General features: G+C 57.8%; 23 protein-coding genes. 16 read left to right on the top strand and 7 right to left on the bottom strand.

Translation table 11 applies throughout. The features are described from left to right. Nucleotides 1-15: 15 nt before the first annotated feature. Nucleotides 16-1458 (top strand): mercury(II) reductase, encoded by a 1443-nt coding sequence (merA, locus tag HMI57_RS13580; RefSeq protein WP_024476694.1) that lies wholly within the window; start codon nt 16-18, stop codon nt 1456-1458. A gap of 192 nt (nt 1459-1650) precedes the next feature. Next, on the top strand, nt 1651-2223 hold the full coding sequence (locus tag HMI57_RS13575) for a recombinase family protein (protein WP_171586549.1): 573 nt from the start codon (nt 1651-1653) through the stop codon (nt 2221-2223). Nucleotides 2224-2310: 87 nt separating this feature from the next. Here the strand turns inward: HMI57_RS13575 and HMI57_RS13570 are convergent, their stop codons facing one another. Next, on the bottom strand, nt 2311-3381 hold the full coding sequence (locus HMI57_RS13570) for a CHAT domain-containing protein (RefSeq protein ID WP_171586548.1): 1071 nt from the start codon (nt 3379-3381) through the stop codon (nt 2311-2313). Nucleotides 3382-3921: 540 nt separating this feature from the next. On the opposite strand from HMI57_RS13570, the gene HMI57_RS13565 reads away from it, so the two are divergent. Beyond that, entirely contained in the window at nt 3922-4626 is a 705-nt protein-coding gene (locus HMI57_RS13565) for an AbiV family abortive infection protein (protein WP_171586547.1), read from the top strand. Nucleotides 4627-4725: 99 nt separating this feature from the next. Here the strand turns inward: HMI57_RS13565 and HMI57_RS13560 are convergent, their stop codons facing one another. After that, nucleotides 4726-5724, bottom strand: a complete 999-nt coding sequence (locus tag HMI57_RS13560) for an HNH endonuclease signature motif containing protein (protein WP_171586546.1) — start codon at nt 5722-5724, stop codon at nt 4726-4728. Nucleotides 5725-5805: 81 nt separating this feature from the next. Between HMI57_RS13560 and HMI57_RS13555 the strand changes: the two genes are divergently transcribed. The 3 genes from HMI57_RS13555 (at nt 5806) to HMI57_RS13545 (ending at nt 8597) form a co-directional block, all read left to right on the top strand. Continuing rightward, nucleotides 5806-6627, top strand: coding sequence for a hypothetical protein (locus tag HMI57_RS13555; protein WP_171586545.1), 822 nt, complete (start codon nt 5806-5808; stop codon nt 6625-6627). A gap of 435 nt (nt 6628-7062) precedes the next feature. Next, the gene (locus tag HMI57_RS13550) at nt 7063-7743 is read left to right on the top strand and encodes a hypothetical protein (RefSeq protein ID WP_171586544.1); all 681 of its coding nucleotides are present in this window, start codon (nt 7063-7065) and stop codon (nt 7741-7743) included. Between the two features lie 320 nt (nt 7744-8063). Beyond that, nucleotides 8064-8597, top strand: a complete 534-nt coding sequence (locus HMI57_RS13545; RefSeq protein ID WP_171586543.1) for an SRPBCC family protein — start codon at nt 8064-8066, stop codon at nt 8595-8597. Nucleotides 8598-8620: 23 nt separating this feature from the next. On the opposite strand, the gene HMI57_RS13540 is transcribed toward HMI57_RS13545, so the two are convergent. Continuing rightward, entirely contained in the window at nt 8621-9358 is a 738-nt protein-coding gene (locus tag HMI57_RS13540) for an NYN domain-containing protein (RefSeq protein WP_346655212.1), read from the bottom strand. Nucleotides 9359-9414: 56 nt separating this feature from the next. Between HMI57_RS13540 and HMI57_RS19580 the strand changes: the two genes are divergently transcribed. Both HMI57_RS19580 and HMI57_RS13530 read left to right on the top strand, forming a co-directional pair. Continuing rightward, complete coding sequence (locus HMI57_RS19580) at nt 9415-11193, top strand: PDDEXK nuclease domain-containing protein (protein WP_171586542.1); 1779 nt, start codon at nt 9415-9417, stop codon at nt 11191-11193. Between the two features lie 710 nt (nt 11194-11903). Next, nucleotides 11904-12629 (top strand): GAF and ANTAR domain-containing protein, encoded by a 726-nt coding sequence (locus HMI57_RS13530; protein ID WP_024476674.1) that lies wholly within the window; start codon nt 11904-11906, stop codon nt 12627-12629. Nucleotides 12630-12723: 94 nt separating this feature from the next. On the opposite strand, the gene HMI57_RS13525 is transcribed toward HMI57_RS13530, so the two are convergent. Together HMI57_RS13525 and HMI57_RS13520 are read right to left on the bottom strand one after the other, a co-directional pair. Then, the gene (locus HMI57_RS13525; protein ID WP_156911276.1) at nt 12724-13035 is read right to left on the bottom strand and encodes a hypothetical protein; all 312 of its coding nucleotides are present in this window, start codon (nt 13033-13035) and stop codon (nt 12724-12726) included. Between the two features lie 284 nt (nt 13036-13319). Further along, the gene (locus tag HMI57_RS13520; RefSeq protein WP_024476672.1) at nt 13320-13742 is read right to left on the bottom strand and encodes a MarR family transcriptional regulator; all 423 of its coding nucleotides are present in this window, start codon (nt 13740-13742) and stop codon (nt 13320-13322) included. 393 nt (nt 13743-14135) lie between these two features. Here HMI57_RS13520 and HMI57_RS13515 point away from each other — a divergent pair, with 393 nt between their 5' ends. From HMI57_RS13515 to HMI57_RS13490, 6 genes are all read left to right on the top strand, one after another. Then, nucleotides 14136-14651 (top strand): MarR family transcriptional regulator, encoded by a 516-nt coding sequence (locus HMI57_RS13515; protein WP_171586541.1) that lies wholly within the window; start codon nt 14136-14138, stop codon nt 14649-14651. A gap of 237 nt (nt 14652-14888) precedes the next feature. Then, complete coding sequence (locus HMI57_RS13510) at nt 14889-15659, top strand: hypothetical protein (protein WP_024476670.1); 771 nt, start codon at nt 14889-14891, stop codon at nt 15657-15659. Between the two features lie 62 nt (nt 15660-15721). Beyond that, nucleotides 15722-16585, top strand: coding sequence for a PRC and DUF2382 domain-containing protein (locus HMI57_RS13505; RefSeq protein ID WP_024476669.1), 864 nt, complete (start codon nt 15722-15724; stop codon nt 16583-16585). Nucleotides 16586-16824: 239 nt separating this feature from the next. Continuing rightward, the gene (locus tag HMI57_RS13500) at nt 16825-17373 is read left to right on the top strand and encodes a hypothetical protein (RefSeq protein WP_171586540.1); all 549 of its coding nucleotides are present in this window, start codon (nt 16825-16827) and stop codon (nt 17371-17373) included. A 94-nt stretch (nt 17374-17467) separates the two neighbouring features. Then, the gene (locus HMI57_RS13495; RefSeq protein WP_035747812.1) at nt 17468-17653 is read left to right on the top strand and encodes a hypothetical protein; all 186 of its coding nucleotides are present in this window, start codon (nt 17468-17470) and stop codon (nt 17651-17653) included. Between the two features lie 103 nt (nt 17654-17756). Beyond that, the gene (locus tag HMI57_RS13490; RefSeq protein WP_228721117.1) at nt 17757-18095 is read left to right on the top strand and encodes an Lsr2 family protein; all 339 of its coding nucleotides are present in this window, start codon (nt 17757-17759) and stop codon (nt 18093-18095) included. A gap of 800 nt (nt 18096-18895) precedes the next feature. Here the strand turns inward: HMI57_RS13490 and HMI57_RS13485 are convergent. Beyond that, nucleotides 18896-19075 (bottom strand): hypothetical protein, encoded by a 180-nt coding sequence (locus tag HMI57_RS13485; RefSeq protein ID WP_171586539.1) that lies wholly within the window; start codon nt 19073-19075, stop codon nt 18896-18898. A gap of 1039 nt (nt 19076-20114) precedes the next feature. Then, entirely contained in the window at nt 20115-20858 is a 744-nt protein-coding gene (locus tag HMI57_RS13480; protein ID WP_171586538.1) for an ANTAR domain-containing protein, read from the bottom strand. 212 nt (nt 20859-21070) lie between these two features. On the opposite strand from HMI57_RS13480, the gene HMI57_RS13475 reads away from it, so the two are divergent. Next, the gene (locus HMI57_RS13475; RefSeq protein ID WP_171586537.1) at nt 21071-21904 is read left to right on the top strand and encodes a GAF domain-containing protein; all 834 of its coding nucleotides are present in this window, start codon (nt 21071-21073) and stop codon (nt 21902-21904) included. Nucleotides 21905-22108: 204 nt separating this feature from the next. Continuing rightward, complete coding sequence (locus tag HMI57_RS13470) at nt 22109-23929, top strand: hypothetical protein (protein WP_171586536.1); 1821 nt, start codon at nt 22109-22111, stop codon at nt 23927-23929. Nucleotides 23930-24630 lie beyond the last annotated feature (701 nt).

Raw genomic sequence — 24630 nt, 5'->3', positions numbered from 1 at the left:
ACTTTGGAGGATTTCATGTCTGAACCAACACCTGATTTTGATCTGGCCGTCATCGGTTCTGGAGGCGCAGCGTTCGCGGCGGCGATCCGGGCGACCAACCTTGGCAAACGCGTCCTGATGATTGAGCGTTCCACCGTCGGCGGGACCTGTGTGAACACGGGCTGCATTCCCTCCAAAGCGCTCCTAGCTGCGGCCGAGGCCAGGCATGTTGCCCTGGACGCTTCCGGCAGGTTCCCCGGCATCAGCACCTCAGCTGGGGAAGTGGACATGGCCGGGCTGATCGGCGGGAAACGTTTCCTGGTGGAGACGATGCGTTCGGATAAGTACGTGGACCTGATCGCGGACTACGGCTGGGAGCTGCGCCAGGGCAATGCCGTCTTCGCCGGCACCCAGGACGATCCCGTCCTGGAAATCACCGGAGGCGACGGTGCCCGGGAATCCGTGAGGGCCGCGCACTATCTGGTGGCCACCGGCTCCGCTCCATGGGTGCCACCGATCGAGGGTCTGGCGGACACGGAATACCTGACCTCCACCACCGCGATGGAACTCCAGGAGGTCCCCGAGTCTCTGCTGGTCATCGGCGGCGGGTACGTGGCCCTGGAACAGGCCCAGCTCTTCGCCCGTCTGGGGTCCAAGGTCACCATCCTGGTCCGCTCCCGCCTGGCCTCCGCGGAGGAACCCGAGGCCTCCCGGGCCCTTATGGGTATCTTCGCCGACGAAGGGATCCGCGTCGTCCGCCGGGCGGCCGTGTCCTCCGTGCGCACGGACCCGGCCACAGGCGAGATCATCGCGACCGCGACCATCTCTGGCGGGCAGGAGGAATTCCGAGCCACGAGGGTGCTGGTCGCCACGGGACGCCGGCCGGTCACGGAAGGGCTGAACCTGTCCGGGGTCGGCGTCAAGACCGGAGATGGCGGCGAGATCCTGGTCGATAACCAGCTGGGCAGCTCCAATGGACGGATCTGGGCCGCTGGGGACGTGACCGGACACCGCGAATTCGTCTACGTCGCAGCATCCCACGGATCCCTGATGGTGGAGAACGCGTTCAACAACGCCGGCCGCGAGGTCGACTACCGGCACCTTCCCCGGGTCACCTTCACCAGCCCCGCTCTGGCCGCGGTTGGAATGACGGACAAGGAAGCCAACGAAGCCGGCATCCGGTGCGAATGCCGGGTCCTGCCCCTGGAGTACGTGCCTCGGGCCTTGGTGAACAGGGACACCCGCGGCTTCATCAAGATCGTCGCAGACGCCGAGACCAGACGGATTGTCGGTATCACCGCCGTCGCCAAGGACGCCGGAGACCTCGCCGCCGCCGGCGTCTACATACTGGAAGCCGGGATGACCGTGGACCAGGTCGCGAACCTCTGGAGCCCCTACCTGACGATGGCCGAAGGGATCAAGATCGCCGCCCAGTCCTATACAACGGATGTCTCCAAACTCTCCTGCTGCGCTTCCTGACCCTGCCCTTCACCGAATGTCTGCCTGACGGGACACATCCGCATCGGCGAGCAGTGCACACGACTTCTGACATTCCGTGCAGACGTCTTCTGAAACTGACAACACCCATATGAAACCTGGCTTGGGACGTTCGCGTTTACCCCGCCCGTAAAACTGTCTCGCTTGGGTGGCTCTAGCGCTACAGTGGACCCTATGGCCGGACACATCATTGGATACGCACGCGTCTCCACCAACGAACAAGACCTCACCGCCCAACGCAACGGGCTCGCCGCACTCAATGTCCCCGAAGACCGGATCTACGTCGACCACGGACTCACCGGCACCAACCGCGAACGACCAGGACTCCGAGAAGCCCTCGCCGCCTGCAGAGCCGGCGACACCCTCGTCATCACGAAACTCGACAGGTTAGCCCGATCGCTCCCCGATGCCCGCGACATCATCGAAGACCTCACCAAACGAAACGTGAAACTCAGCATCGGCGGATCCGTCCACGACCCCACCGACCCCGTCGGCCGGCTCCTCTTCAACGTCCTCGCCATGGTCGCCGAATTCGAATCAGACCTCATCCGCGCCCGCACCCGCGAAGGCATGCAAGTCGCCAAAGCCAAAGGCCGACTCCGCGGCAAAAAACCCAAACTCACCAAGTCCCAAGAAGCACACCTCATCTCCCTATATAAGGGAGGACAACACACCACCACCGAAATCGCCGAACTCTTCAAAATCGCCAGATCCACGGTCTACCGCATCGTCCAACGAACCCCATGAGCAAAAGGTCATCACAAGTTTGACCACCAAACTTGGTCTGCGATCGACATCATGAGTGTTTCCAACCTCGAACCCTGCGCCGGATGGTCAGCGTGTGTCGTCGACGGGCTGTACCAAGATAGCCGACGACGCATCGGCGTCGTCGGCGGCGGCAAGGGTGGGTAAAGTTGCGCTGTCTAAGCCCGCGAGTTCCAGTGCTGCCCGCCCTGCCAGATGCGCAGCATTGATGGACTGTCCGTTTGCAATAGCGGCGTAGAACCATGCGGCGTAGTTAATCGCATCAACGTCATCGATAGAGTCCGCCATCCCAATAGCGAATGGTGTCACGACGCTCACGAGATCTTCGATCTGCGAAGCGGAGTTACAGGAGTTCAATACAACAAGCTGGGGTGGGGTGTCGGTCGCCTGGACCGCGTTTGCGAAGGCACGAGCGGTGACTATAACGCCGCTATGTGGTGCATCGCCCTCGTCCTCGAAGACAATGAGGTCCTGATTGCTGTGACCTGAGAAGTGCACTACATGAGGGCGGAACTTAGTGATTCCGTCGAGCAGGTCTGCCGTCGTAGCTGCTGGCCGCACATCCAAATCAATTTGATCTCGATGCAAGGCTGATTCAACGGCGGCACGAATTCGCTTTTGTTCCCGGCCTACCCGCAGATCTCCTTCAGAGGACGCACCAAGAATTAGGACTCGTAACTTTTCGGGTTTTGGTGCGGGAAGTGGGCGGGACGCCTTAATAACTGTCGCCTCCGCATTGGCGACCCGCGTCTCAAGGGCCACGCGTTCGGCTGCAGCACGTCGGTCTATCTGCTGCTGCTCACGCTTCTGCTTTCGTTCGGCGGAGTCACTCTCGGAGCGTTCGGCTTGCGCCAGTTTCTTTTGAAGAGAAATCTCTTCCTTCATGTATGCCGAGGCCCTGGTTTGCCACCGTCCGGCTTCTTTGCCAGCTGTCTCTGCTTCCTTGTCCCGCCGTTCTGCTTCACGTGACTTGCTCTGAGCCGTATTCAAACTATTGGCCTTACTCACAGCCTGACGGGCTTTCGTGGCGTCGCTCCGCTTCTGAGACTCTTTCGATCGGTAATTCCCGGCTTTCGTTTCAGCCTCCGAGCGCTGCCGACGCTTGCGTTCAAGTTGGCCCCTATATTGATTAGCACTCATAAGTTCTCCTGATGGTTGGGCAGAGTTTGACCGAAACAGTTACAGCCAGCTTCCTACCAAGGGGTACGTCGACGGTGCTCCTGTGGCTGCGATTTAAGGTGCTTTTGATCAGATCCTGATTGTCTTTCCACACTTACTGCACCGAATAAGGCCGTGCGTCTTTACTTTCACGCCGACAAAGGTGTGGCGGCAGTGAGGGCAAGTGATGGTGGGAACTGAGTGTGCCATGGTGTTCCTTCGTTTGGAACCAGCTCGAAAGGCTGGTCTTTAGCCAGAGTAGAACGGCCCACTGACATTCAAACCTGAAAGAGCTACTGAACGTTCCCTTCGATTCGCTCCGGCACCAATAAGCGTCCACGAAGTCAGTTCTGGAACCTAGAGCCACCGCTGGGAATGTCCGATTCCTATTACGTATGGGTGCCTCGCGGCCTACATTTGAGGCCAGCCGACTACATATTGGTCGTCTTCTTCGAACCTTTGGGGCCAGCGGAACGACCAGGGCTTGACTCGGTTGTCAGCACCTCACGCGATAATCAGTACATGGAAAAGCCTGAAATCGAGTACATCGGCGCAGAGTTTGCGCGCCGGTGGTGGAAATCGCTAATGGCGAATGCAGTGGCGTTGATTGAGGACGCCGCCCTCCTTGCTGGGCACCAAAGCCCGGGCAGATCTCAGTCGCTCGTCGTCCTGGCGATCGAGGAGCTTGCAAAAGCACGTTGGCTTTACGAGACCTCGGAGAGGGAGTGGACCGCGCCTCTAGGGCTCTTCGGGCAAACGCCCACGCCAGGGGGAAAAGTTCGAGTACCTGAAGGACTACGCACTACACGCCGACCACATGCTGAAAAGTTGCAAGTGGCCGAGCAGTTCGCGTCACGCCTCGGTGGGTTCTGGGATCAAAGACGACGAGTGGAGTATTACCAACTTCCAGATTTGGCCACCTTCGAATCGACCGCAAGGCGGCGGAATCTGGACAAGCAAGCAGGCTTCTACGTCGATAGAGCAGGTGATGTTGTCACATCACCCCTGAATATTCCCGCTGATGGCGTAGCTGAGGACATTCAGCATGCGGCGAAAGTAATCCAGATGCATCTGATCGAAGATCACACTCGGCAGCAGGACTGTGCAGATCTCAGCCTGATCGACTCAGCTGAAGATTTGCACTGGACGATCCTGCCCTACTCTGATCCCGGATCATTCGCCGATTTCATGAAGCGGATGAGCAAGAACGGGAATGCTCGGGACTAGTCGAACTATTCCTCTGCCCACCACTGACGATACAGCGGGATCATCCGAGAACTAGTAAAAGACTAGGTGCGCTTCAGACCACTCTGAATTTGTTCTGGGTCAGGCGATGACCTTTGCTCCTTTGCTTCGGTTGCAACGCCAGCACAGAGTCTGCAGGTTCTCCGGGGTGCTCAGACCGCCCCTCGACACAGGCATGATGTGATCGATTTCTAGCAGCAAATAGGGTGCTTCCGCGGTCGAGATGCCGCACTGCTGACAGGTGAAGTGGTCCCGCTCCTTGATGTAGCTCCGGAGCCGCGCTGTCATGAGTGCACGCTGGCCGGCAGCAGATTTTGCCCATCGAATCTTCTCGACGAGGATCTCCGACAGCGCCTCGAGCGTGGGCGTGTTCAAGTCAACCTTCAGCTCCTGACTGGTGTTCCCGCCCGCCGATGTGTACTGAAACTTATAGAGCGGATAGGGAACCTGGATAGGCGACAGGTGCGCCCCGATCTGGTTCCAGAACTCCCCCGCATAGTGCTCCATAATGAATGCCGGTGGAGCGATCTTGGCTGTGATGGCGGCTTCGCGACTTCTGACGTTACCGACAGCTTCTTCGAGACGAGCGATGTCGTTGGCAACGCGCTGAACGTCCATCAGAGTCGTCTGATCAGCCTTAATCCCGAAGTACTTCATCAGGTACTTGATGGGATCCTGGCTGGCGTTCCGAACGATTTGAAGAGAGGCGTTGTGCACGTGCGGAGCGTATTCCGCTACGTTGCGATCGCGCCGATTGTTCCACGCCGAGGTGTTTTCGAACGTGGCGAGATGCGCAAATTGGCCAGTGGACGACGCTCCGAGCTCGAATGCCCCCTCGGACCTGATCTCAGCGACGTAATTCACGACTTCGTTGTGCTCCTTGACGACCGACGCAATCTCCTGTTTCAGGTCCTGGAACTGCTCTGATCGGAAGTAGCGAGCCTTGCGGATCGTGCGAATGATTGGATTAGCAATAAGGAGCAGTGCAACCGTAAGAATCAGCACCCAACCGCTCTGTGTCGCCACGGCCAAAATGATCGGCAACACAAGGAGGAGCGCGATGAACAGTGGTTTCGGCATATGTGCTCTTTCAGACGGCGCGAAGGGAGACTCTCTGATCTTGCCAGATACCTCTGACTTTCCTACGAGCGACAGGATAATTTGACCGTCTCAATCTTAAACGGTACTTCTGCAGGTTTGTGTGATGCTGTTGATGAGCACCGAGTCTGGATAATATCCATGCCATCTAATTTCGCCGAAAGGAACACCTTGCTAGAAATGAACCCAACCCTGGTAGAAAAAGTAGTCGTTCCGCCGCGCCTGCTTAGCGTGCAATTCATAAATAACTGGGCTGACCGTTTGTACCCGCTACCGGGGATGGATTATGGACGCACCCGAGCTATCGCCAACTATGTCGAAGCAGTGGGGCGACTGACGCTGAAGAGCGAGCAGCTTGCCAACACCGCCGGATTTTTCACGACCATGACGATGCGAAGCATACCGCCCGCTCACCATCAGCATGAAGTGTTCGATCTCTACGAAAGCTACTTCCAGGGTCTCTATAAAACGCTGTCAACTCTTGCGGCAGTAACCGTCAGATTTCAGACAGTCTATGGGGACTTGAAAGTTCGAAGTATGAAGAAATTCCTGGACGCAGTCGCAGGTAAATACCCGGATACAAAAGCTGCGTGTGAGCTGCTCGAACTGGCCCGGTTGTATCGGACTCACCTCGATCATCCAGCTGGAGACGCGGTGTCGAACTGGCTCAGCTTTCGCACCGAGGACGGGCGCGGCCTCCGCATTCTTTTTTACGGTTACAAAAGCAACTCCGGTGGGATCCCGAAGGGGGCCGAATTAGTCACGTTCCCTTTTCCAACAGACGCCGATTGGGTCTACGACGCACCCTTCGTTCCCTACGCAAACCAGGCCCTCCGCGACCTAACCGAAGCGCTTTTCAGCGAGCTTGAGCATCAAGAGTTCTGAATGTGCAACATATCCTGGTGAATATCCGCGCCTTAGGTGCTTGGGCTGAAGCTTCCCTAGCCTCATCGAGACGCCGATAGCGGTCTATTACGTCACCCGGGCTCCCGGTGCCGTTCGCCGATTCGGTCTTCGGTACTTCTGCAGCTACCGCCCCACGGTCTTCTGCGGGGCGGCGAGCGGAGCCTCTCGTGCACGCCCCTCGAATTCGCGCGGAACCTCTGTCAGACTCAGAGCATTGGAACGGCGTCCGTGATGGCTAATGGGATGGATAACATGCGCAGGCTAACCCTCAGCACGTTGGTGATCCTCGCCCTTGCCACTCCGCTATCTGGTTGCGGCATGACAGGCGCGACCCAAGATAAAGGTGGAGACGCGACACCACCTCCGCAAAGCACCCCTGGCGCGCAGCCGTGGCAAGCGCCAGACGGTGGCGTCATGGTTACTTGCAGCGACGGCTTGCCCTTCCCTGCTGACACGGTTGCCAGCGGGGGGATCCAAGTCGATCCCCAGGAAACCGAAGCAATTTTCACTGCTTTGGCCGACCTAAAAGAAGTGGGTGGTATCGACGCCCCAATGCCATTGCAGCAAGCCGACGTCGAAGAGGTTAATCGGGCCGTATTGTGGATGGACGACGCTACCGCCGAGAGGTCCCTTGGCCTCCTGATTTCCCCAAGCAACTCGGCTGACTTCTCCCTTGAGACTGATTGGTACGTCGTCCTGGGACGTCAGGGCGAGCAATTGCGTGCCACAAGCTGGCAATCTAGTTGCAGTGCCCGACCAGCCCTAACCGAGGGAGATATGTGGGCGACGTTAGCTCTCTCCCCCGACACCTCGACCCCGGAAGATAAGACCGTGAATCTGCGGGTCTCTGAGGCCGACTGCACGGGCGCTAGGGATCCCGCCCCCTTCTTGGCAACCGAACCCGTCGTTCTTGAAACCGAGGACGAAGTCACCGTCTACTGGACGTCCCAACTAATCCAGGGTGGCGCCGACTGTCCCAGCAACCCATGGGTCGAGCGCACCCTACAACTAGATCAAGTCCTGGGAGATCGCACGTTGCTGGACGGCTCGACCTGGCCCCCTGCTCCCATCACCTTAGAAACCGCGAACAACTAACGCCTCGACCTTCCCCGTAACGAGCAGCATCACTCGCGGACTGGAATGCTGGCACAACTCTGGACAGGGAGACCATGCCCTTCATCAGGCTGACCAGTTGCCACAGTCCCCAAGAGCAGAAACGCCGATAACACCCTGTTACGTCGTCGAGGACCAGGCGTCCCCTAAACTTTGGGGAATCTTGCACTGCCCCTCGGCTGACGGCGGCGCACTCGGTGAGGCTTTTCTCACGACTTCCACAACGGTTCTTCGGGTGTGAGTGCCCGGGTGAACGGGCGCTGTGTACCTGACGAGAGGTTGGCCTTTGCGATACTGGGTGAATGGGGAGACGGGAATCATCGAAAGCCGACGGGCAGAACGAGACGCTCGAGGGCAGAGCCAACACCGATATTCGGGCGCCCAGGCAACTGGTCTGGGACCTTATCAAACCGGCCGAGAGCGCTCCGCTGATGGCACCTACGGTTACCCGAGCCTTCAGGGCTGAGGGAACACCGATGGGAGTAGGCGAAATTCAGGTCTTCATTCATACCCTGGGTGGAAAAGAACAGGTGACCGCCGTGGAGGTCATCGATGAGGTACCCGCGGAGTATTCGATCACTCGTCCGATCGGTGGTGGCGAGTTCGCTCCTACGGTCGGCTACTTCCTAACAGATACGGCTGAAGGAACCCGGTTGGAGATCCGGCATCGCATTTCGTTTCCTCGACGTGGCGCCGCCTATGTTCGCAATCTCATTCCTTCATACGAGGAGAGCTCCCGCGCGGTTCTTCAAAGAGTCAAAGTGATAGCAGAAAGCAGGTGGGACGACCGCTCTCCAGGGTTACGGGCGTGGAACGGTCAGCCCGACCAGAACTAGAAGATTGTCCATAAGCGACGGGCTCACGTTATGACGCTGCGTACCAGGGTTCGCTTGTCCCGCACCAAAACTCTTTGGTCCTCCCGTTTGAGTTCGAACAGGCCGATCGCGTCGATGAGGTCGCTCAGCTTCCGGTAGCCGTAATTGCGCGGATCCAAAGACGCTTGGTTACCGATTTGGCTTCCCACCGCGGCTAGGTGAGCCCACCCATCCTCAGTACTGGCAGCCTCGACAGCGTTGCGAACCAAGAGCACGAGACGGGTATCGCCACGTAGTTTGTTCGGGTCGGTGCCCTCTGACGCGGTCTCAAGGCTTGTGGTTGTCTGTCCTAGTCCCTCGACGTAGGTGAACAGCGAACAAGCGTTGACAAACGGCTCCGGGGTCTTCCTTTGGCCAAACCCGTACACCTTCAAACCGTCCGCCAGTATGCGCATCACCAGCGGAGTGAAGTCAGCGTCGCTGGATACGAGAGCGAAGGCATCGACTGAACCTGCACGAAGCAAATCCATAGCGTCGATCACCATGGCCATGTCAGATGCATTCTTGCCAGTGCTATAGGCAAACTGCTGCATGGGACGAATCGCATATGGGTGGAGAGCGGCTTCCCATTGCTGAAGATGAGGACTCTTCCAATCACCGTAAGCTCGCCGCACGTTGGCGACACCATGACGTGCCACTTCAGCAAGGACGACGTCGACCTTAGCTGCCGGCGCGTTGTCAGCATCGATGAGCAAGGCAATGCGTTTTTCTTCAAGCTTCACCAGTTGAGAATGTACGCAGACACGGGCGCAGTCAACCCCGGCTTAGGGTTGATGTTATGTCCGAACCTGACTCAGTGGTACCTGCCGGCTATTCCCTATTTCTGGAGGATCTGAAGGCCCGGGTGTCTTCGGCTCGTGTGCAGGCCCAGCGGAGCGTGAATACGGCCCTTATCGGCCTTTACTGGACCATTGGGGATCGAATCCTGGCAGAACAGAAACGGCAAGGGTGGGGAAGCGCCGTCATCGGACGCCTGGCAACAGATTTGCGCCGCGAATTCCCGGACATGACCGGTCTATCGCGCAGCAATCTGCAGTACATGCGCAGCTTCGCCGGCGCGTGGCCAGGCTGGGAGGTAAATGTCCCACACCCTGTGGGACATTTACCGTGGGGACACATCCGGGTGCTCATCGATAAGAACCTCAGCCCTGAAGGCCGCGACGAATACGCTGCTGCAGCGGTCAAACACGGCTGGTCCAGGAACGTGTTGATGAACATGATCATGAACAAAACCCTCGAGCGTTCCGGAGCCGCGCCTTCAAATTTCAGCCAGCATCTTCCGACGCAGGATTCAGAACTGGCACAGCAGATGGCCAAAGACCCTTACGCACTGGAATTTCTTGGCCTGACCGGGGACGTGGCCGAACGTGAGCTAGAGCAAGCGCTGATGGACCGAATTGTAGAAACGCTGCGAGAGCTCGGACCGGGCTTTGCTTTTGTTGGACGCCAAGTCCACTTCGACGTCAGCGGCGATGACTTCTACCTCGACCTGTTGTTCTTCCATGTAGACCAGCTGCGCTACGTCGTCATCGAACTAAAGACGGGGCGCTTCCAACCTGAGTACGCGGGCAAACTTCAGTTCTATATCGCGTTGGTCGATGACAAACTCCGTCGGCCAGCTCACGCGCCCACGGTGGGCATCTTGATTTGTGGGAGCCGGAACGATCACACCGTTCGGTATGCGCTAAACCAGTCAGGCAGTCCCATGGCAATATCCACCTACACCTACGAGACACTGCCCCCGGCCGAGCAACAGTCCCTGCCTGATGCCGAGGACCTTGCGGCTGCCTTATCGCTGCTACCAGCAGAGAGCACCGAAGGAACAACGGATACTGAAGCGTCCAGCAACACCCAAAACACCGCCCACTTCAGTCACTCCAGGGCTGGAACTGCACCTCAAGTACAGCAATGGCCTCAGGCTCCCCGTGCCCACCGCAACCGGGCCGAAGTGGAGCGGAAACTGTCCCTGCTTGATGAGGCACACGTTAAGCCGCTCAACGATTGGGTACGTGACCTGAACCGTGCCCGCGCCACCTCAGCATCTGAATCGGTGGTTCCTTGGTTTGATCCCAGCGGAGGCGGGATTAACGCCCGCGTCCTCTTCCTACTCGAAGCCCCTGGCAGCAGATCCTCGGCATCCCGCGGGTCCGGGATCATCTCCATCGATAACAATGATGGAACGGCCGCGAACTGGTTCACACTCATACAGCAGGCAGCCCTACCTAGGGAAGCTTTTGCTAGCTGGAATATCGTTCCCTGGTATCTTCCCGACGGATCCCGCACCCGTACGACAAGGATGGCGGATGTAGTGGAAGCAACGAGCGACCTTGAAACCGTTCTCGACCTTTTCCCACATTTGCAGCTCGTGATACCTATGGGCACACTGGCACGCGCGGGCTGGGAACTCCTTCGGTCCCGTTCCCCAAAGATTGCAACCATCCCGTGGGAAACAGTCCCCCACCCCAGTGCTACCAACCTCAACACCAGGCCGGCACAGCGAGACCAGATTCTGCAGGTCATGACCGCTGCCGCACAAAAATTCACGCCAGTACCCTAGATCATCTACATGTCCCACAACGCTCTTGCAAGGGCTCCATACTGGTAGGTACCGTGCCGGTGAAAGTTTCACAGTGGTGTCAGGGGATTTGCTTCAACTACTCAATGAGGCGCGACAAGAATTGGCGTGAATACCTTCGTATGTGTCCTCGAATGTGCCTCTGCAATCGTTACACCAGAAGCGGAACTCGCTTGGCTCGGCGCGGTGGCGGGGGTTGTCCCGGACCGCTTGAAAGTTGGGTGCTGCCGACTCCGACTCACCCACAGGTGTACGGCTTTGAGTTCTATCCTTCGGGCTCCACCCGCCCACAGGTGGATGTCTCGCAGGACCGATCGGCCGTTGTCCCTTGTTTTGCTGGATCACTAGACGAAATGAACAACCGGCCCGAACCTATGCCTCGAACCCGACACCCTAACGCCGATAACGTTCTAATACGTCACTCTGATCATGGAACGCCGGTCTTAGCCACCACAGCTAGCCGAGGCCGAAGTGAACCGTTCCCTGACCGTGTGAGGTCCTTGTTTTGGCGGACGCCTTCGCGGACCTCCATCGTCAGGAACACAAGGTTGGTAGGTAGGCTGTGGTCATGCGGTCCCAGACCCCGGCCGCTTACACGTTCGTCACTGCGTCTGAATCGTCCCCTCCGTACATGCCCATCACGGCGGGGACCATTGAGCCACATTTTCGGACCTGACCGAAGTTGAGACCCAATGACGGATCCTCATAGCTCTTCCCTCGGCGATTACATGCAGGACCTGGTCCTGAATACCGGCGACGTCGACGAATTCCTCAACGAACTTGTCCGGTTCTCGGTACAGGCCCTCTCGAATGATCAAGACATTCTGTGTGGGATCACCCTGTTACGTCATCGCAGGGCCGGCACCGTTGCCAGCAGCAGCGCCGAAGCGCAGAAAACCGACGAAATCCAGTACAAATATGGTGACGGGCCATGCCTCCGAGCCTCTCGTGAACAGACCGTCATCTACGTCGCCGATATGCGCACGGAAAAGCGGTGGCCCGAGTACACGCCAGTCATGGTGAAAGAAGGGATACTCTCGTCGCTGGCCATCCCGTTCGATCTTGAAGGGGAAACGAAAGCAGCGATGAACCTGTACTCGAGAGAGCCGAACTATTTCGAAGGGTCCATGCGGGACATCGTGCAGGCGCATGTTCGTCAAACCTCTAAAGCGTTTCGGTTAGCCGTCCTGGTCGCGGAACGCACCGAGCGGGCCAACGATCTAGCGCATGCTTTAGAATCCCGCACCACCATTGATCTGGCGGTGGGCATCGTCATGGGACAGAACCGGTGCACCCAAGATGAGGCGTTCGAAATCCTGAAATCCGCTTCAAGCACACGGAACATCAAATTGCGGGATCTCGCCGCGCAACTCGTTACCTCTAGCGGAGGCGAAAGCGCCCGAACCCACTTCGAATGAGCTACTCGCCGCACCCCGCACGGTTAGAATTTGGCAGGACCGGCAGCAATGGGGTCAGGTCCGTGACAATTTTTCGTGGTTCAGGCGGGTGTCATCACTGAGGGTGCTGTCCCAATCGGTGGTTGAGCTCGTCGGAGAGGATTCCGTAGTCTTCGCGTGCACCGAAGCGGGGGAAGTCTTTATTCATCTCCCGAAACATCCGGTTACACAGGCTAACCAATTCTTCGACGGCGAGTTCGGAAAGATCTGCTGGAAGCATGGGCAGCTCGTCGTCGCCCAGATCGAAAAGTGCGTAGAGGTCGCAATCTGAGAGGGCGGAAGTCTCCGGAGAGCTATTGGAAAGGCGATATTCTTCGAGAATTCGATCGGTGTCTGTGCCGAGAATGTTTGGGGATTTGAGGTCCATGAGGTGCTCCACAAGGTAAGCGTTTCCTGCAGGCTCTTTGCTAAACCGACATTTTCGAGCCTAGGGCACTCCGGCCTTTCCGTAAACCTTTAACCAGATTGACCACCATCTCGATGCTGAGAAACCCTCGGCTGATCAGCACTGCTGAAGCGCACAGCCTCACAGTAAGAAAGGGCACATGATGACGGTACACAACGCGTGGCTCATGCCCGGGACGGTCGGTGAACGGGGTTATCCTCGGGGTCTATGCCCTGGCATCTTCGAGAGCCCTCAGCACGATCCGTCTACTTCGCGATCGACGTCAGATACCGGATGATTGCCTGAAGGGGGCGGCGCAGTTCATAGCCCTGCGAGTCCGCGACGTTGGTGAGGTTCTTTTCGGTGTCCTGCGCTTCTTCCAGTACTGTCCGGCCTTTGCTGCTGATGGCTACCATCCGCACCCTTCGGTCCGGGCCGCTGCGAGTTCTGGTCAGATGATCTGACGCTTCCAAACGCTCGATAGTTCTGCCGATTGTTTGAGGTTGAACGTGCATGAGTTCCGCGAGCTCGTTCTGGGCCATCGGGCCGTGGGTGTTCAACGCCGTCAAAACGTTGATGCCAGCGGGGGTGACGCCAAGTTCCAATAGTGCCTTATTCAGTACCCGCTCGGACAGCCGAGCAGCAGTGCTCAGGAGGCGCCCGGTTGACCAATTCTCTAGATCTGACATGGGACTCCTCTCACGTGCTATCGCTATCACTCGGGAAAGACAACGGCCGGTGTTCCCCGTCCCAGTCTCAGCAGCTACTGGTAGGCAAAGCTTCTTGGATGTGGGTTCTCTTAAATCGGCTGCGTGCTGGGGCTTCACGCCCACTGCCGGGCTTCTTCACCAGTAGACGCAAAGCCTACTTACTATTTCACATCACATAAGGCGTGATGGAAAGAGGTGCGCCTTGTATCCAGTCAGGCAGGAACCTCGAAGTGGAGGTAAGGCTTTAGGAGACAGCCAGCAGTGGCTCGTGCTTTGGAGGCCCTGCGCCTGGCGTGCAAGGAGGTCACTTCCGGCGTCGACAGTGTGTTGGTCACACTCTTGTATGCCTGACTCGCGGCCTAGACTTAGTGAATGGCTCCGCCCCGCGCTTCTGCTCAAGCTGAGTGCGGGCATGCCCCAGCACCGGACCGGGCGGATGGTGTTCAGGTTTTGAATATCCTGCGCTCATACCATGCCGCCGAAAAGGCGCAGCGGGACAGAATGCAAGGTTCTATGGAGATGAATGACACTGATCTTTCAGCTCTGGCGCATCTCTTGCAGGCAGACCACGAAGACCGGACCCTCCGGCCGATAGACCTTTCCCGGCTCTTGAACATTTCCACGGCGTCCACCACCACCTTGATCGACCGCTTGGAAAAAAGTGGTCACCTGACCAGAGGGGCGCACCCCACCGACAAACGCGCGCTGGTCCTGATCCCCACAATGGGTGAGAACACTGATGTCTACCGAACCTTCAGCGTCGTCTATCAGCGCATGCTTGCCGTTGCGCAATCCCTCACCCCCACCGAAGCCGAAACGGTCAGCAAATTTCTTGGGCAAATGACTGCGGCTATCGATACTGAAGGCGCCCCCCACTCCCCCGCCTGAACATCCCGGATACGACACGAGTAACGCCGGGATCGCTCTTGACCTAACGCAATCTGACACGATCTCATTTTCGCTAGTCTTCCTTTTAATAAGCAGGCTTTCTATTAAGTCGTTTAGCACTTACTGTTAGGGACTACAGATCCCGGGGCTAAGACCCCGTTGGACTGAAGCGCAGTGCGGATTGGCCCCTCGGGACGAAAACGCAAGGCAAGTTGATCGGACTACTAGGAGATTTTTGTGCAAGAAACACTTATGGGCGGGTTGGCCGCGGTGGTGGCGTTTGTGCCATTGCTGCTGCTCTTCCTCGTCATTCTCATTGTTGGCCTGTTAGTCGCTAAGGCGATCTCGAAAGCACTTTCGAAGGTGTTGGAAAAAGTTGGGTTCGACCGTTTGGTGGAGCGCGGCGGTGTGAAGAAGGCGTTGGATAAGTCCTCGATGGATGCCAGCGACATCATCGCGAAGATCCTGTACTACACGTTGGTGCTATTCGTGCTGCAGTTCGCCTTTGGCGTTTTCGGGCCCAACCCGGTCAGTGACCTGTTGGCCGGTATCATCGCGTTCCTGCCCAAGGTCATTATTGCCATCATCATCGTCATCATCGCCTCGGCGATCGCGGCAGCAGTCAAGGGACTAATCCAGAACACGTTAGGCGGCCTTTCCTACGGGAAGGCTCTGGCGAACATTGCCAGCATCTTCATCATCGGTATCGGCGTTATCGCCGCGCTGAACCAGGTGGACATCGCTGTCACCGTCACCACCCCGATCCTCATCGCGGTCCTCACAGCCATTGTCGGCGTGATCGTGGTTGGTGTTGGCGGCGGGCTGATCAAGCCAATGTCACAGCGCTGGGAAACCTACCTCACCAAGGCTGAAGAAGAAGCCCCCAAGATCAAGGAACAAGCCCAGAGCGCGCCATCCGTAAAGGACCAGGCCCAGCAGGCCAAAACCAAGGCACAGCAGCAGGCAGCGAAGACCGAGCCTCAGGGCCCGGGCGCGCACCGCTACTAGACTCCACCCGCACAATCGCACTGTCCAGCACATCACCGAAGTTAGATAGCAAGGAGCAGACCATGATTACGCAGGAAAACATTGACCGTCTTCTGAGCACCGGCGGAAACGTCATCGACAGCGATGGCACCAAAGTCGGTTCAGTCGGTCAAATCTACTTGGATGACCAGACCGGCAACCCCAGCTGGGTCACCGTGAAGACCGGCATGTTCGGCACCTCGGAATCCTTCGCGCCCCTGGAAGGCGCCAGCGTCGACGGTGACGACGTCCGGGTCGGGTACACCAAAGACCAGATCAAAGACGCCCCCCGGGTCGATCCCGACCGCGACCTCTCCGTCGAGGAAGAAAGCCGGCTCTATCAGCACTATGGACTGAGCAGCCCCAGCGGCACCGGAACCTACGACGAGGCCGGCACGTATGACGAGTCGGCGACGACGCGCGGCGAGCAGGGCTTCCAGCGCACCGACGAACGCAATGACAATGTCGGCGAGTCCGGTGTTGTCGGCCATGACACGTCCGGTCCGACCACTGATGACGCGATGACTCGTTCTGAGGAACGCCTACACGTTGGTACCGAAAGCCGGGAAACCGGTCGGGCCAGGTTGCGTAAGCACGTGGTGACCGAAATGGTCACCAAGACGGTGCCGGTCAGCCGTGAGGAAGTGACCATTGAGCGCGAGCCCATCACCGATGCCAACCGCGGTGACGCTACCTCGGGGCCGGACATTAGCGAAGAGGAACACGAAGTGATCCTTCACGCCGAAACCCCCGTCGTGGACAAGGAAACCGTTGCGGTAGAACGTGTCCGCATGGGCAAGGAAACCGTCACCGATCAGGAAACCGTGACGGAGGAAGTCCGCAAGGAACAAATCGACACCGACACTGACGCCGACCTCACCGACGACAGCCGCCGGGACAACCGCTAGATAATCATTGGCAACTCACCGCCCGGTCGGGTACCCCTGAGTAGGTACCCGACCGGGCCGGTGACGGCCTTGATAGAGGAGTACACATGAGTACCAGTGCAGGTCCGGCTAAGTCCCCGGATAATCACCCTGACTCAAACCATTCAGGTCATACCGGAAGTGGTGCGGACTCAAGGCGAGCCAACCGCGACCACGGCGACGCACTCCATCAGGACAATGATGGGGATACTGATCACGGTTTGAAGCATGATGTAGCACGGGAGAAGGAAGAATTCGGCGGGATCAAGATCGGCTCCGCATTCTTTGGGTGGCTCACCGCTACCGGAACAGCGATTCTCCTTAGCGCCCTGGCTGCCGCGCTCGGCGCGGCCGTAGGCTCGGCAACAAACACCGACATCGCCGGAGAAGCCACCGCGGACCCACAAACCGCCAGCATCATCAGCAGCATCGTGCTACTAGCGATCTTGCTGATCGCCTACTACTGCGGCGGATACGTTGCCGGCCGGATGGCACGATTCAACGGCGTCAAACAAGGCATCGCCGTCTGGGTTTGGGCCATCGTCATCGCCTTTATCGTGGCAATACTGGGGCTCATCGCGGGGGATCAGTTCAACATCCTCTCCCAGATCAACAGCTTCCCGCAGATCCCCGCAGGCGATGACCTGACAACGACAGGGATCATCGCCGCGCTCATCGCAGCCGCGGTTGCCCTCCTCGGAGCGATTCTTGGAGGCCTCGCCGGCATGCGTTTCCACCGCAAAGTAGACAAAGCCGGCCTACGAACCTAAGCAACTTCCCTACAACACCGGTAACTGACCGGGAAGGCCACACCCGTTGGAAGGTCTTCACGCAGAACCGAGTAACCAACTGAAGGAGCGCATAGTGAAAATCGACAAAAAACAGATCCTCGACCATCTCAAGGGGCAGGGAGATGACGATAAAACCGACCAAGCCAGTCAGGAACTGCCCGATCAGGTAGATACCGACAAGGACCAGGGTTTGCTCAGCAAGTTAGGCATCAACCCTCAAGACCTCATCGGAAAACTCCCCGGAGGCCTCGGAGGCTAACTAGGATCAACCAAGAACTGGCCCTGCAGCGGAACAGACCCTCCCGTTGCAGGGCCTTCTTCGTGCCCAAACCCATAGCAATACTTTGAAAAGGAACAATCTGATGCAGCGTACGCAGGTCCAGTTGATCGATGACCTCAACGGCCAGGAAGCACAGGAAACCGTCTACTTTGGAATCGACGGAACAGAATACGAAATTGACCTGACATCGCAGAATGCCGCCCAGCTGCGCTCAGAACTCTCTGATTACGTGGAGAAAGGTCGTAGTGCAGCCAACGAAAGCACCAGCAAACGCAGACAATATGGGTCCTCCACAACCCGCCGCAAGCGTGAAAAGCTCGAAAAAATTCGCCAATGGGCACTAACGAACGGCCACAACCCCAGCGCGCGGGGACGGATCCAGTACTCAATCGTGGATGCCTACAACAACGCCCATAAATGAGCAAAGCCATCCCATCAAAACGTATCGTGGGGGATCGGAACGCCGATAACGTTCTAATACGTCAAGACGGTCCGGTCAGGATCACCGGACCCGTGGAGCGTTTTCCAGAGTTGTTTGGGTGCTTTGTGCTTGGAGTAGCATCCGGTCGAGGATGTCCAGATCCTCGACCGCGGCTGTGAGTAGTCGGTGGTCGTATTCTGGGCTGCCTGATTGTGCAAGTACGTTCAGTTGTGCATGGTGGACCGTTGTTGCCAGGCGCTTCCGCTCGCTCTGTAGCGTACTCACTCGTAGCCGAGTCACACGCAACAGTTCGGCGGAGGCAAAGTTTCCATTCTCCGGTAGTCGCGAAGTTCCGGAATTGGCAGGAGCTCTGCGGTTCCTATGCTTCCCCGTCCGTTCTGCCATGGGCTAACCATTCTTAGCTTTCAGAAGCACGGCAATTCCAAGCGATTCAGGCCCTACCCCCGGACCCCGCGGCCTGTCAGGCACAGGAGGCGCAGCAATCGCACCGCGAGCTCGCACCAAAGTGCATGCTGGTTCACCCATCGGACCGTCTATTCGGAGGGTCACTCTGAGGGTAGAAGATCATCGAAGTGTTCCTGTATGAGGCGAACGTCGCGGGGGTTTCCGCCTGTCTGGAGGAGCATGTCGATATCTCGGTCTAGTGCTTCTAGTTCTTCCAAGAGATCTTTGTCAGAACCGTCATAGCGTAGATTCCTGATTGTTAGTTCGTTCGAGTAGCTCACAACGTGGCCTTCATCGTTTCCCTTTAGCCAACGACCGTCTTTTTGCTGTGTTCGCTAGGGCAGGGGTAGGAGGTCGTTGAAGCGTTGTTGTGGTTCGCGTGCTTCACGGGATGTCCCACCGGAGCGGAGGATCTGATCTATTTCCTTATCGATCAGCGTCAGGCGACGGGTCAGATCCCTACTTGTCCCTGATAGCTGTAGCCGCTCGATGATCCGCTCATTTGAATAGCCCATTTCAGTCCTTCTCCCGTTTGCCGCGATTTTTGTGGTCTACGCTTCCGGCTGACTTGCCGGTAGGTGATCCTGGCGTTTTCCCTTATGTGTGCAGAGGATTGTGACGTCAGGTGTGATGCCTTCATGCCAGCGAGAGAGTTCCATGAGGGGAGGATCGTGGGTCCGTGAAGCTATTCGGGCGGGCGCCAGCCCGCTGGAATGTTGTGGCCGCTGAACTGTCCGCATTGCATGCACGTATAGTTCACGCCGCCCGTCAGTAGGTGACCGGACGGGAGCAGCTGAGGTGGGGCGAAGTTTTCATACATGAGGAACCGTGCCGTGCCACAGAGGTAGCAGAAGGGCACGAGAGGGTTCGCGAGTTCGGCTTTCATCGTCGCACCAACCATTCCGGTAGGTCAGGAACACTGGTGTAGCCGAAACGATTAGTGGTGCGTTTCGAAGATCCCGGAGGCCTGCTTAGCCAGAGTATGCGCCGCTATCCCACCAGTTACTAGCAGCCTACTTAGCTAGTGGACGAAGAACCCCCTGCTTTGCTGACCACGTTGGGCCGCATTCAACTGATTCGATAGCCCTTGGTTCAGCGACCGGTGTTCTTTCCCAGCATTCTTGGCGTCATATCCGGAGCCCGGCATAGGGTTCGCGGGGGGTTATCCCAGGCTGGGACGGGGGTGCGCGAGAGCGTAGACGCGCCTGTGAAGTTCGAGCTTTCGTTCGGTTTCCCGACGGCGGTCCCCCTGCCGGCTCAGCAGTGTCCGCTGACCGGTGTCCCTACTTTTGCGGCGATTCCTGGCCTGCGGAAGCACAGAAGATACCAGGGGAAGGATTGTTGTGGTATCGGGTTGGGGGTGGGTTTGCTCTGAAGTCATTGTTGGTCCTTAGCTCAGTGAAACCCGGCGGTGGTAGGTCCTCCCCATGATCCGGCCGAGCGCGTCCCTTGTATAGGGCCCAATGACACCGCACAAGAGTCAGGTGGTCCCCGCGATAGCTGCCCTGGAGGTTGAGCTACCTGGTGGGTATCAGCGCTCCTGGTTTGAAGTGTTTATGCGCTGCTTTGTCCCGGGGCAGGAACGAAATGAGCGGCTACCGGCGCCGCGTTGAGCGTTTGAACGATCCGTTCCGCCAGTGCACGGAGTTTAATCTGTTGATGCCTGGCAGCCCGGCGAAGTAATTGGACAGCCTCGGCCTGGGTGCAATGGTTCTGAGCGATGATGATTCCTACCGCAATATCAATGTTGGTACGCGATTCCATCGCTGCAAGTAGATCCGCTGCGGCGCCCCGATACAACGCTAGTTTCAGGGCCAGCTCAAGACTGGTCGTAGTGCCGGTGACGTATTCTTCGAAACGCTCGATCACATCGGGGGTGAAAACCGTGGGCCGCCGAGCATACAAACTAATGACGGCCCCACCCTCCGAACCGATTACTGCCGGCACGCCAACGACTGCGTGGAAACCCCGGTCTCGAAGAACTTTCCCATAACCCGGCAATCGCTCATCTGTTCTGGCTTCGTCAACAACAAACGTTTGATGGATCTGCGAGCTGTTCCTCCAAGGGTCGCCGCTGAAACCCTGGCGGAGTTCTTCAATCGCGGCGGCCTCTGTGCTGCTGCCGGCGGTGACGGTCAGGTCCCCTCGGGTGAGTGTGACCCCGCAGGAATACTCGTCCTCTGACCCGAACAGTCTCGAGGTGTAGAAAGCGAAAGCTTCCAGGAACGATTCGACGCTCTCAGAGCGCAGAATCAGCTGTTGAAGCTGCACCGCCACCGACCCTCCCCGGCCTTCCATGGCATCAGTCTAGAGCCGTGGAACCTCCACGGGCAGGGCCCTGGGCTCCCCCATTTTTACTGTCCCTAGAAAGATTCTTCGGTTTCCCTCTTTGATCGGGGTGCTCTGAGCTAATCTTGAGATCAAGTCTCTTCACTAGGTTTTTGGTCAGGAACTATGCGACTGCCTGTACTGAGGGTGGCTGGTCCCGCGAAGCGGGTTCGAGGGTATTGATGGATGAACAAACGCAGCATCAGCTGACCGTCTCCGGGGCGGCCCAAGCCGGATTAGAACCGGTCCAGCTGTGGATCGCGTACTTCGCCCGCGGCGGGACACTGTCTCAAATTGAAATGGAAGCCTACCTACGAGGGGTCATAAGAATCTCGTCGCTCGAACGCGACACCCTCGCCCTGACGCTCAACGAAGTGCTGCAATCCATCACCTCGCACGATCGGGTCCCCTACAGCGATGACATCCAGATAACCAACAGGGACGCTCAAGGCCGGCCGGTTCCCGGCAGCCTCAACCAGGCACAGACCATCGTGGATGAAGCGCTCACCGATTTAGGGGCCGCGGGCAGATCCTTCCTACTCCCAGAAGAAGCTGAATCCCAGCGCCTGCTCTCCGTTGACCAGACCCACCTGGTCGATACCGTCCCCGAGGAACGCTTCGATCAGATCACCCGGAAAGCCCAGAAACATTTTGGGGTCAGCTCTGCCAGTGTCGCCCTCATCACCGAGCGGATCCAGTTCCTCAAATCAGTTGTCGGACCGCTCAAACAGAACACCCCCCGGGACATTGCGCTATGCAACGAAACCATCCGCCAAGCCGGACCACTGATCATCAGCGACACACTGACCGACCAGCGGTTTAAGAACAACCCACTCGTCACCGGCGAACCCCACATCCGCTTCTACGCCGGCTACCCGATATTCGGGTCCAAAGGCTGGGCCGTCGGCACCTTCTGCATCATTGACCAGAAACCTCGGCACTTCTCCGACGAAGAACAACAAGAACTCCAGACCATGGCCCTAGCCGTCCAACACCAAATCGATCGCCAGGGATAACTAACCCAACCCTGCCCCCGGCAAAACACACGCGGTGCTTCGGAGCTTTCAAACTTGGCTCATGGTGCCCTGCTCGAATCGCTCCTGCTCAGGCGGCCTCTCGTCACCACAACCCATTGACAGTAATCTCGTCCGCGCCCACTATCGGGTATGGCAACCGCAGTGCTCCTCCTCAGCGTAAACAACTCTCCACGAATCACAACAATGACTTCCTCATGGATTGATCAGATGATGGGGCGTGTCGCCTACTATTTCGCCGTCCAATCTGGCCGCCGATTGAACCTAGAGTGGAAAGTTTTTGATTGGGTAGAGTTGAACATCACCGACGCAACCTGGGAGGGATACGGAGGCGACGCCGGCTCAAGTATCCTTCCCGAAGTGACCAAGAAAATCGGCGACGATTTGGGCATCTACGATCATGTCCTGCTCGTCATCGATAAGGCAGATTCTTTCAGCGCCCGCCGCTCGGGTCGTTACACGCACTTCGGCGCCCAAAGCCTCACCCCCGCTATCGTCGCCCACGAACTCGGGCACTTCTACGGCTCGGGTCACGCGAATTTAGAAAGCGCCACCGGCCCCGTCGAGTATGGGGACGCGTTCTGTGTCATGGGGGCAGAGGGCGGTAAATACTCCTTTGACGACACTGACCTTCAAGGTGTCGGCGCACCAACACCTCCCATCAGTCATGGCCCGGGGATGGTCGCTCCTAACTTAGAGGCTTGCACCTGGATAGATCTTCACGACCCGCAGGTCAGTAACGACCTATCCAAAACACTCCTCGATCACGGGGAAGCTATTGCCGATCTGTACCCATTGCGCGGTTCGCCGCCCGTCGACTGGCAGGGTCCTTCGGTAGTCGCGACTATGGATCTGCCCACGAAGGGTCAGCGCATAGTCATTGAATACCGGATCCACGAGGACTGGGACCGCGCACTTCCCGCTGTCCCATCGGGCGGCAGGGGCTGGGTAGTCATCCATCTCGCAACTGGCATTGGCCGCGGCACAACAAGCCTAAGCCTCGCAGCAATTCCCGCCACCTTAGGGTCGACCGTATACATCCCTCGAGCCCGATTCCGGATCACAGTAGCGACGCTAGATCCTGAAAAAGAGCAGCTAACCCTCCGTGTTGACCGCGATCGGCTATTCGTATTCTGGAAGGGAGCCGGAGAGGACCAACGCCTTTTCTTCAACTCCACCGCTGACGGTGGGAATTTCACCGAGCAGAGGGTCGTCAGGGGTGCCGGAGGAACGAGTGAAGGTCCAGCAGCCGCAGCCTTACACGGGCGCCTGTACACAATTTGGAAAGGATCAACCACAGATCCGCGTCTTTTCTACAGTATTTCCGCCGACGGCCTGGACTACTTGGACCAAATGCTCCTACCAGGAGCGGGTGGAACCAGCCACAGTCCGGCCGCCGCAGCATCATCAAACCGTCTCTACGTTGCCTGGAAAGGAGCGGGCGAAGATTCCCGATTGTTCTTCAACTCTTCCCCCGATGGAACCACGTTCGACGAGCAGAAAACCATTCCAGGAACAGGCGGGACTAGCCACGGCCCAGCCCTCGCAACCTCAACCAGCCGTCTCTACGTTGCCTGGAAAGGAGCCAGCACCGACGAACGACTGTTCTATTGCTCGACAGGTGACGGTGTCACCTTCTCGGATCAAAAGGTCATCCCGGGCACCGGCGGTTCAAGTCACGCTCCGGCGATGGCGGTTCTGCGTGATCGCCTGTACGTGGCATGGAAAGGAGCAGGCTCAGACAATCGACTCTTCTACAACTCCAGCGCCGATGGCCTTACTTTCACGGATCAGAAAGTCATCCCGGGCACCGGAGGCACAGACGACAGCCCTTCACTAGCATCCTTCAACAACCGCTTGTTTGTCGCATGGAAGGGTGCAAACGGCGATCAGCGCCTTTTCGCCAACTCATCGGCCGACGGAACCAATTTCAGCGAACAGCAAATCATCCCAGGAACGGGCGGATCCAACCACCGCCCTACCATCGCTATGCTCCCCGACCCATAATATTCGTCCTCCGTCACCGGCAGCACCAGGAGTGAACCCTGGGCCGGTCGCTAACGATAGTAGCGACGCTCCCTGCTATAGAACACAATCACTGGCTCATCATTTCAATGCACTCTCCCTGCGAGTACACCTCACACAGCACCTCGCGTGAGGTGAGAGGCGGTGGCTAGCCAGGTGGGTTTAGGCCATGACGGCGGGGCCAAGCTCCTGAATGCGCCGCTGGTCTCTGGGCCAATTTACGGTGACGGTCAGTGCTAGAAACGCTGGAACGTTTCCTACGTTGATATCCAAGAAAAACCTCTCGAATCCTGGTCCCCGCCCTACCTCAATTTGAGTGCCATCGGGTGAAACAAGCCTTGGGATCGTCTTCACTCCCCGGGAGCGAAGACGATCCCACACCAAAGCCCCATCTGATGTTCACGGGTCATGAGGCGTTACTTGCATTAACCCGGCTTGCTCAGAGTAGACCCATAGGCAGCCGCACAACAGGGCCCTAAGTCCCGGACATTGAGCCTTGAGGTCAGCAGTTCCCCAGCTCAAATCCCATCTCAACCGTGCCATCTATAACGTTTGTTGCGTGTCGGTGACGCCCCCATGGGACCACCCCCGTTTCCGGGCTTTCATACCTTCTCTTCCCAATGGATATTGAACCGCTCTGGGTTTGATGGAGACTCGCGCTATTTGATTTCCGCCAGCTGAGC

Source organism: Arthrobacter sp. 260, assembly GCF_013116745.1.
Lineage (GTDB): Bacteria > Actinomycetota > Actinomycetes > Actinomycetales > Micrococcaceae > Arthrobacter_D.
This window is presented reverse-complemented; position numbering and strand designations above follow the sequence as displayed.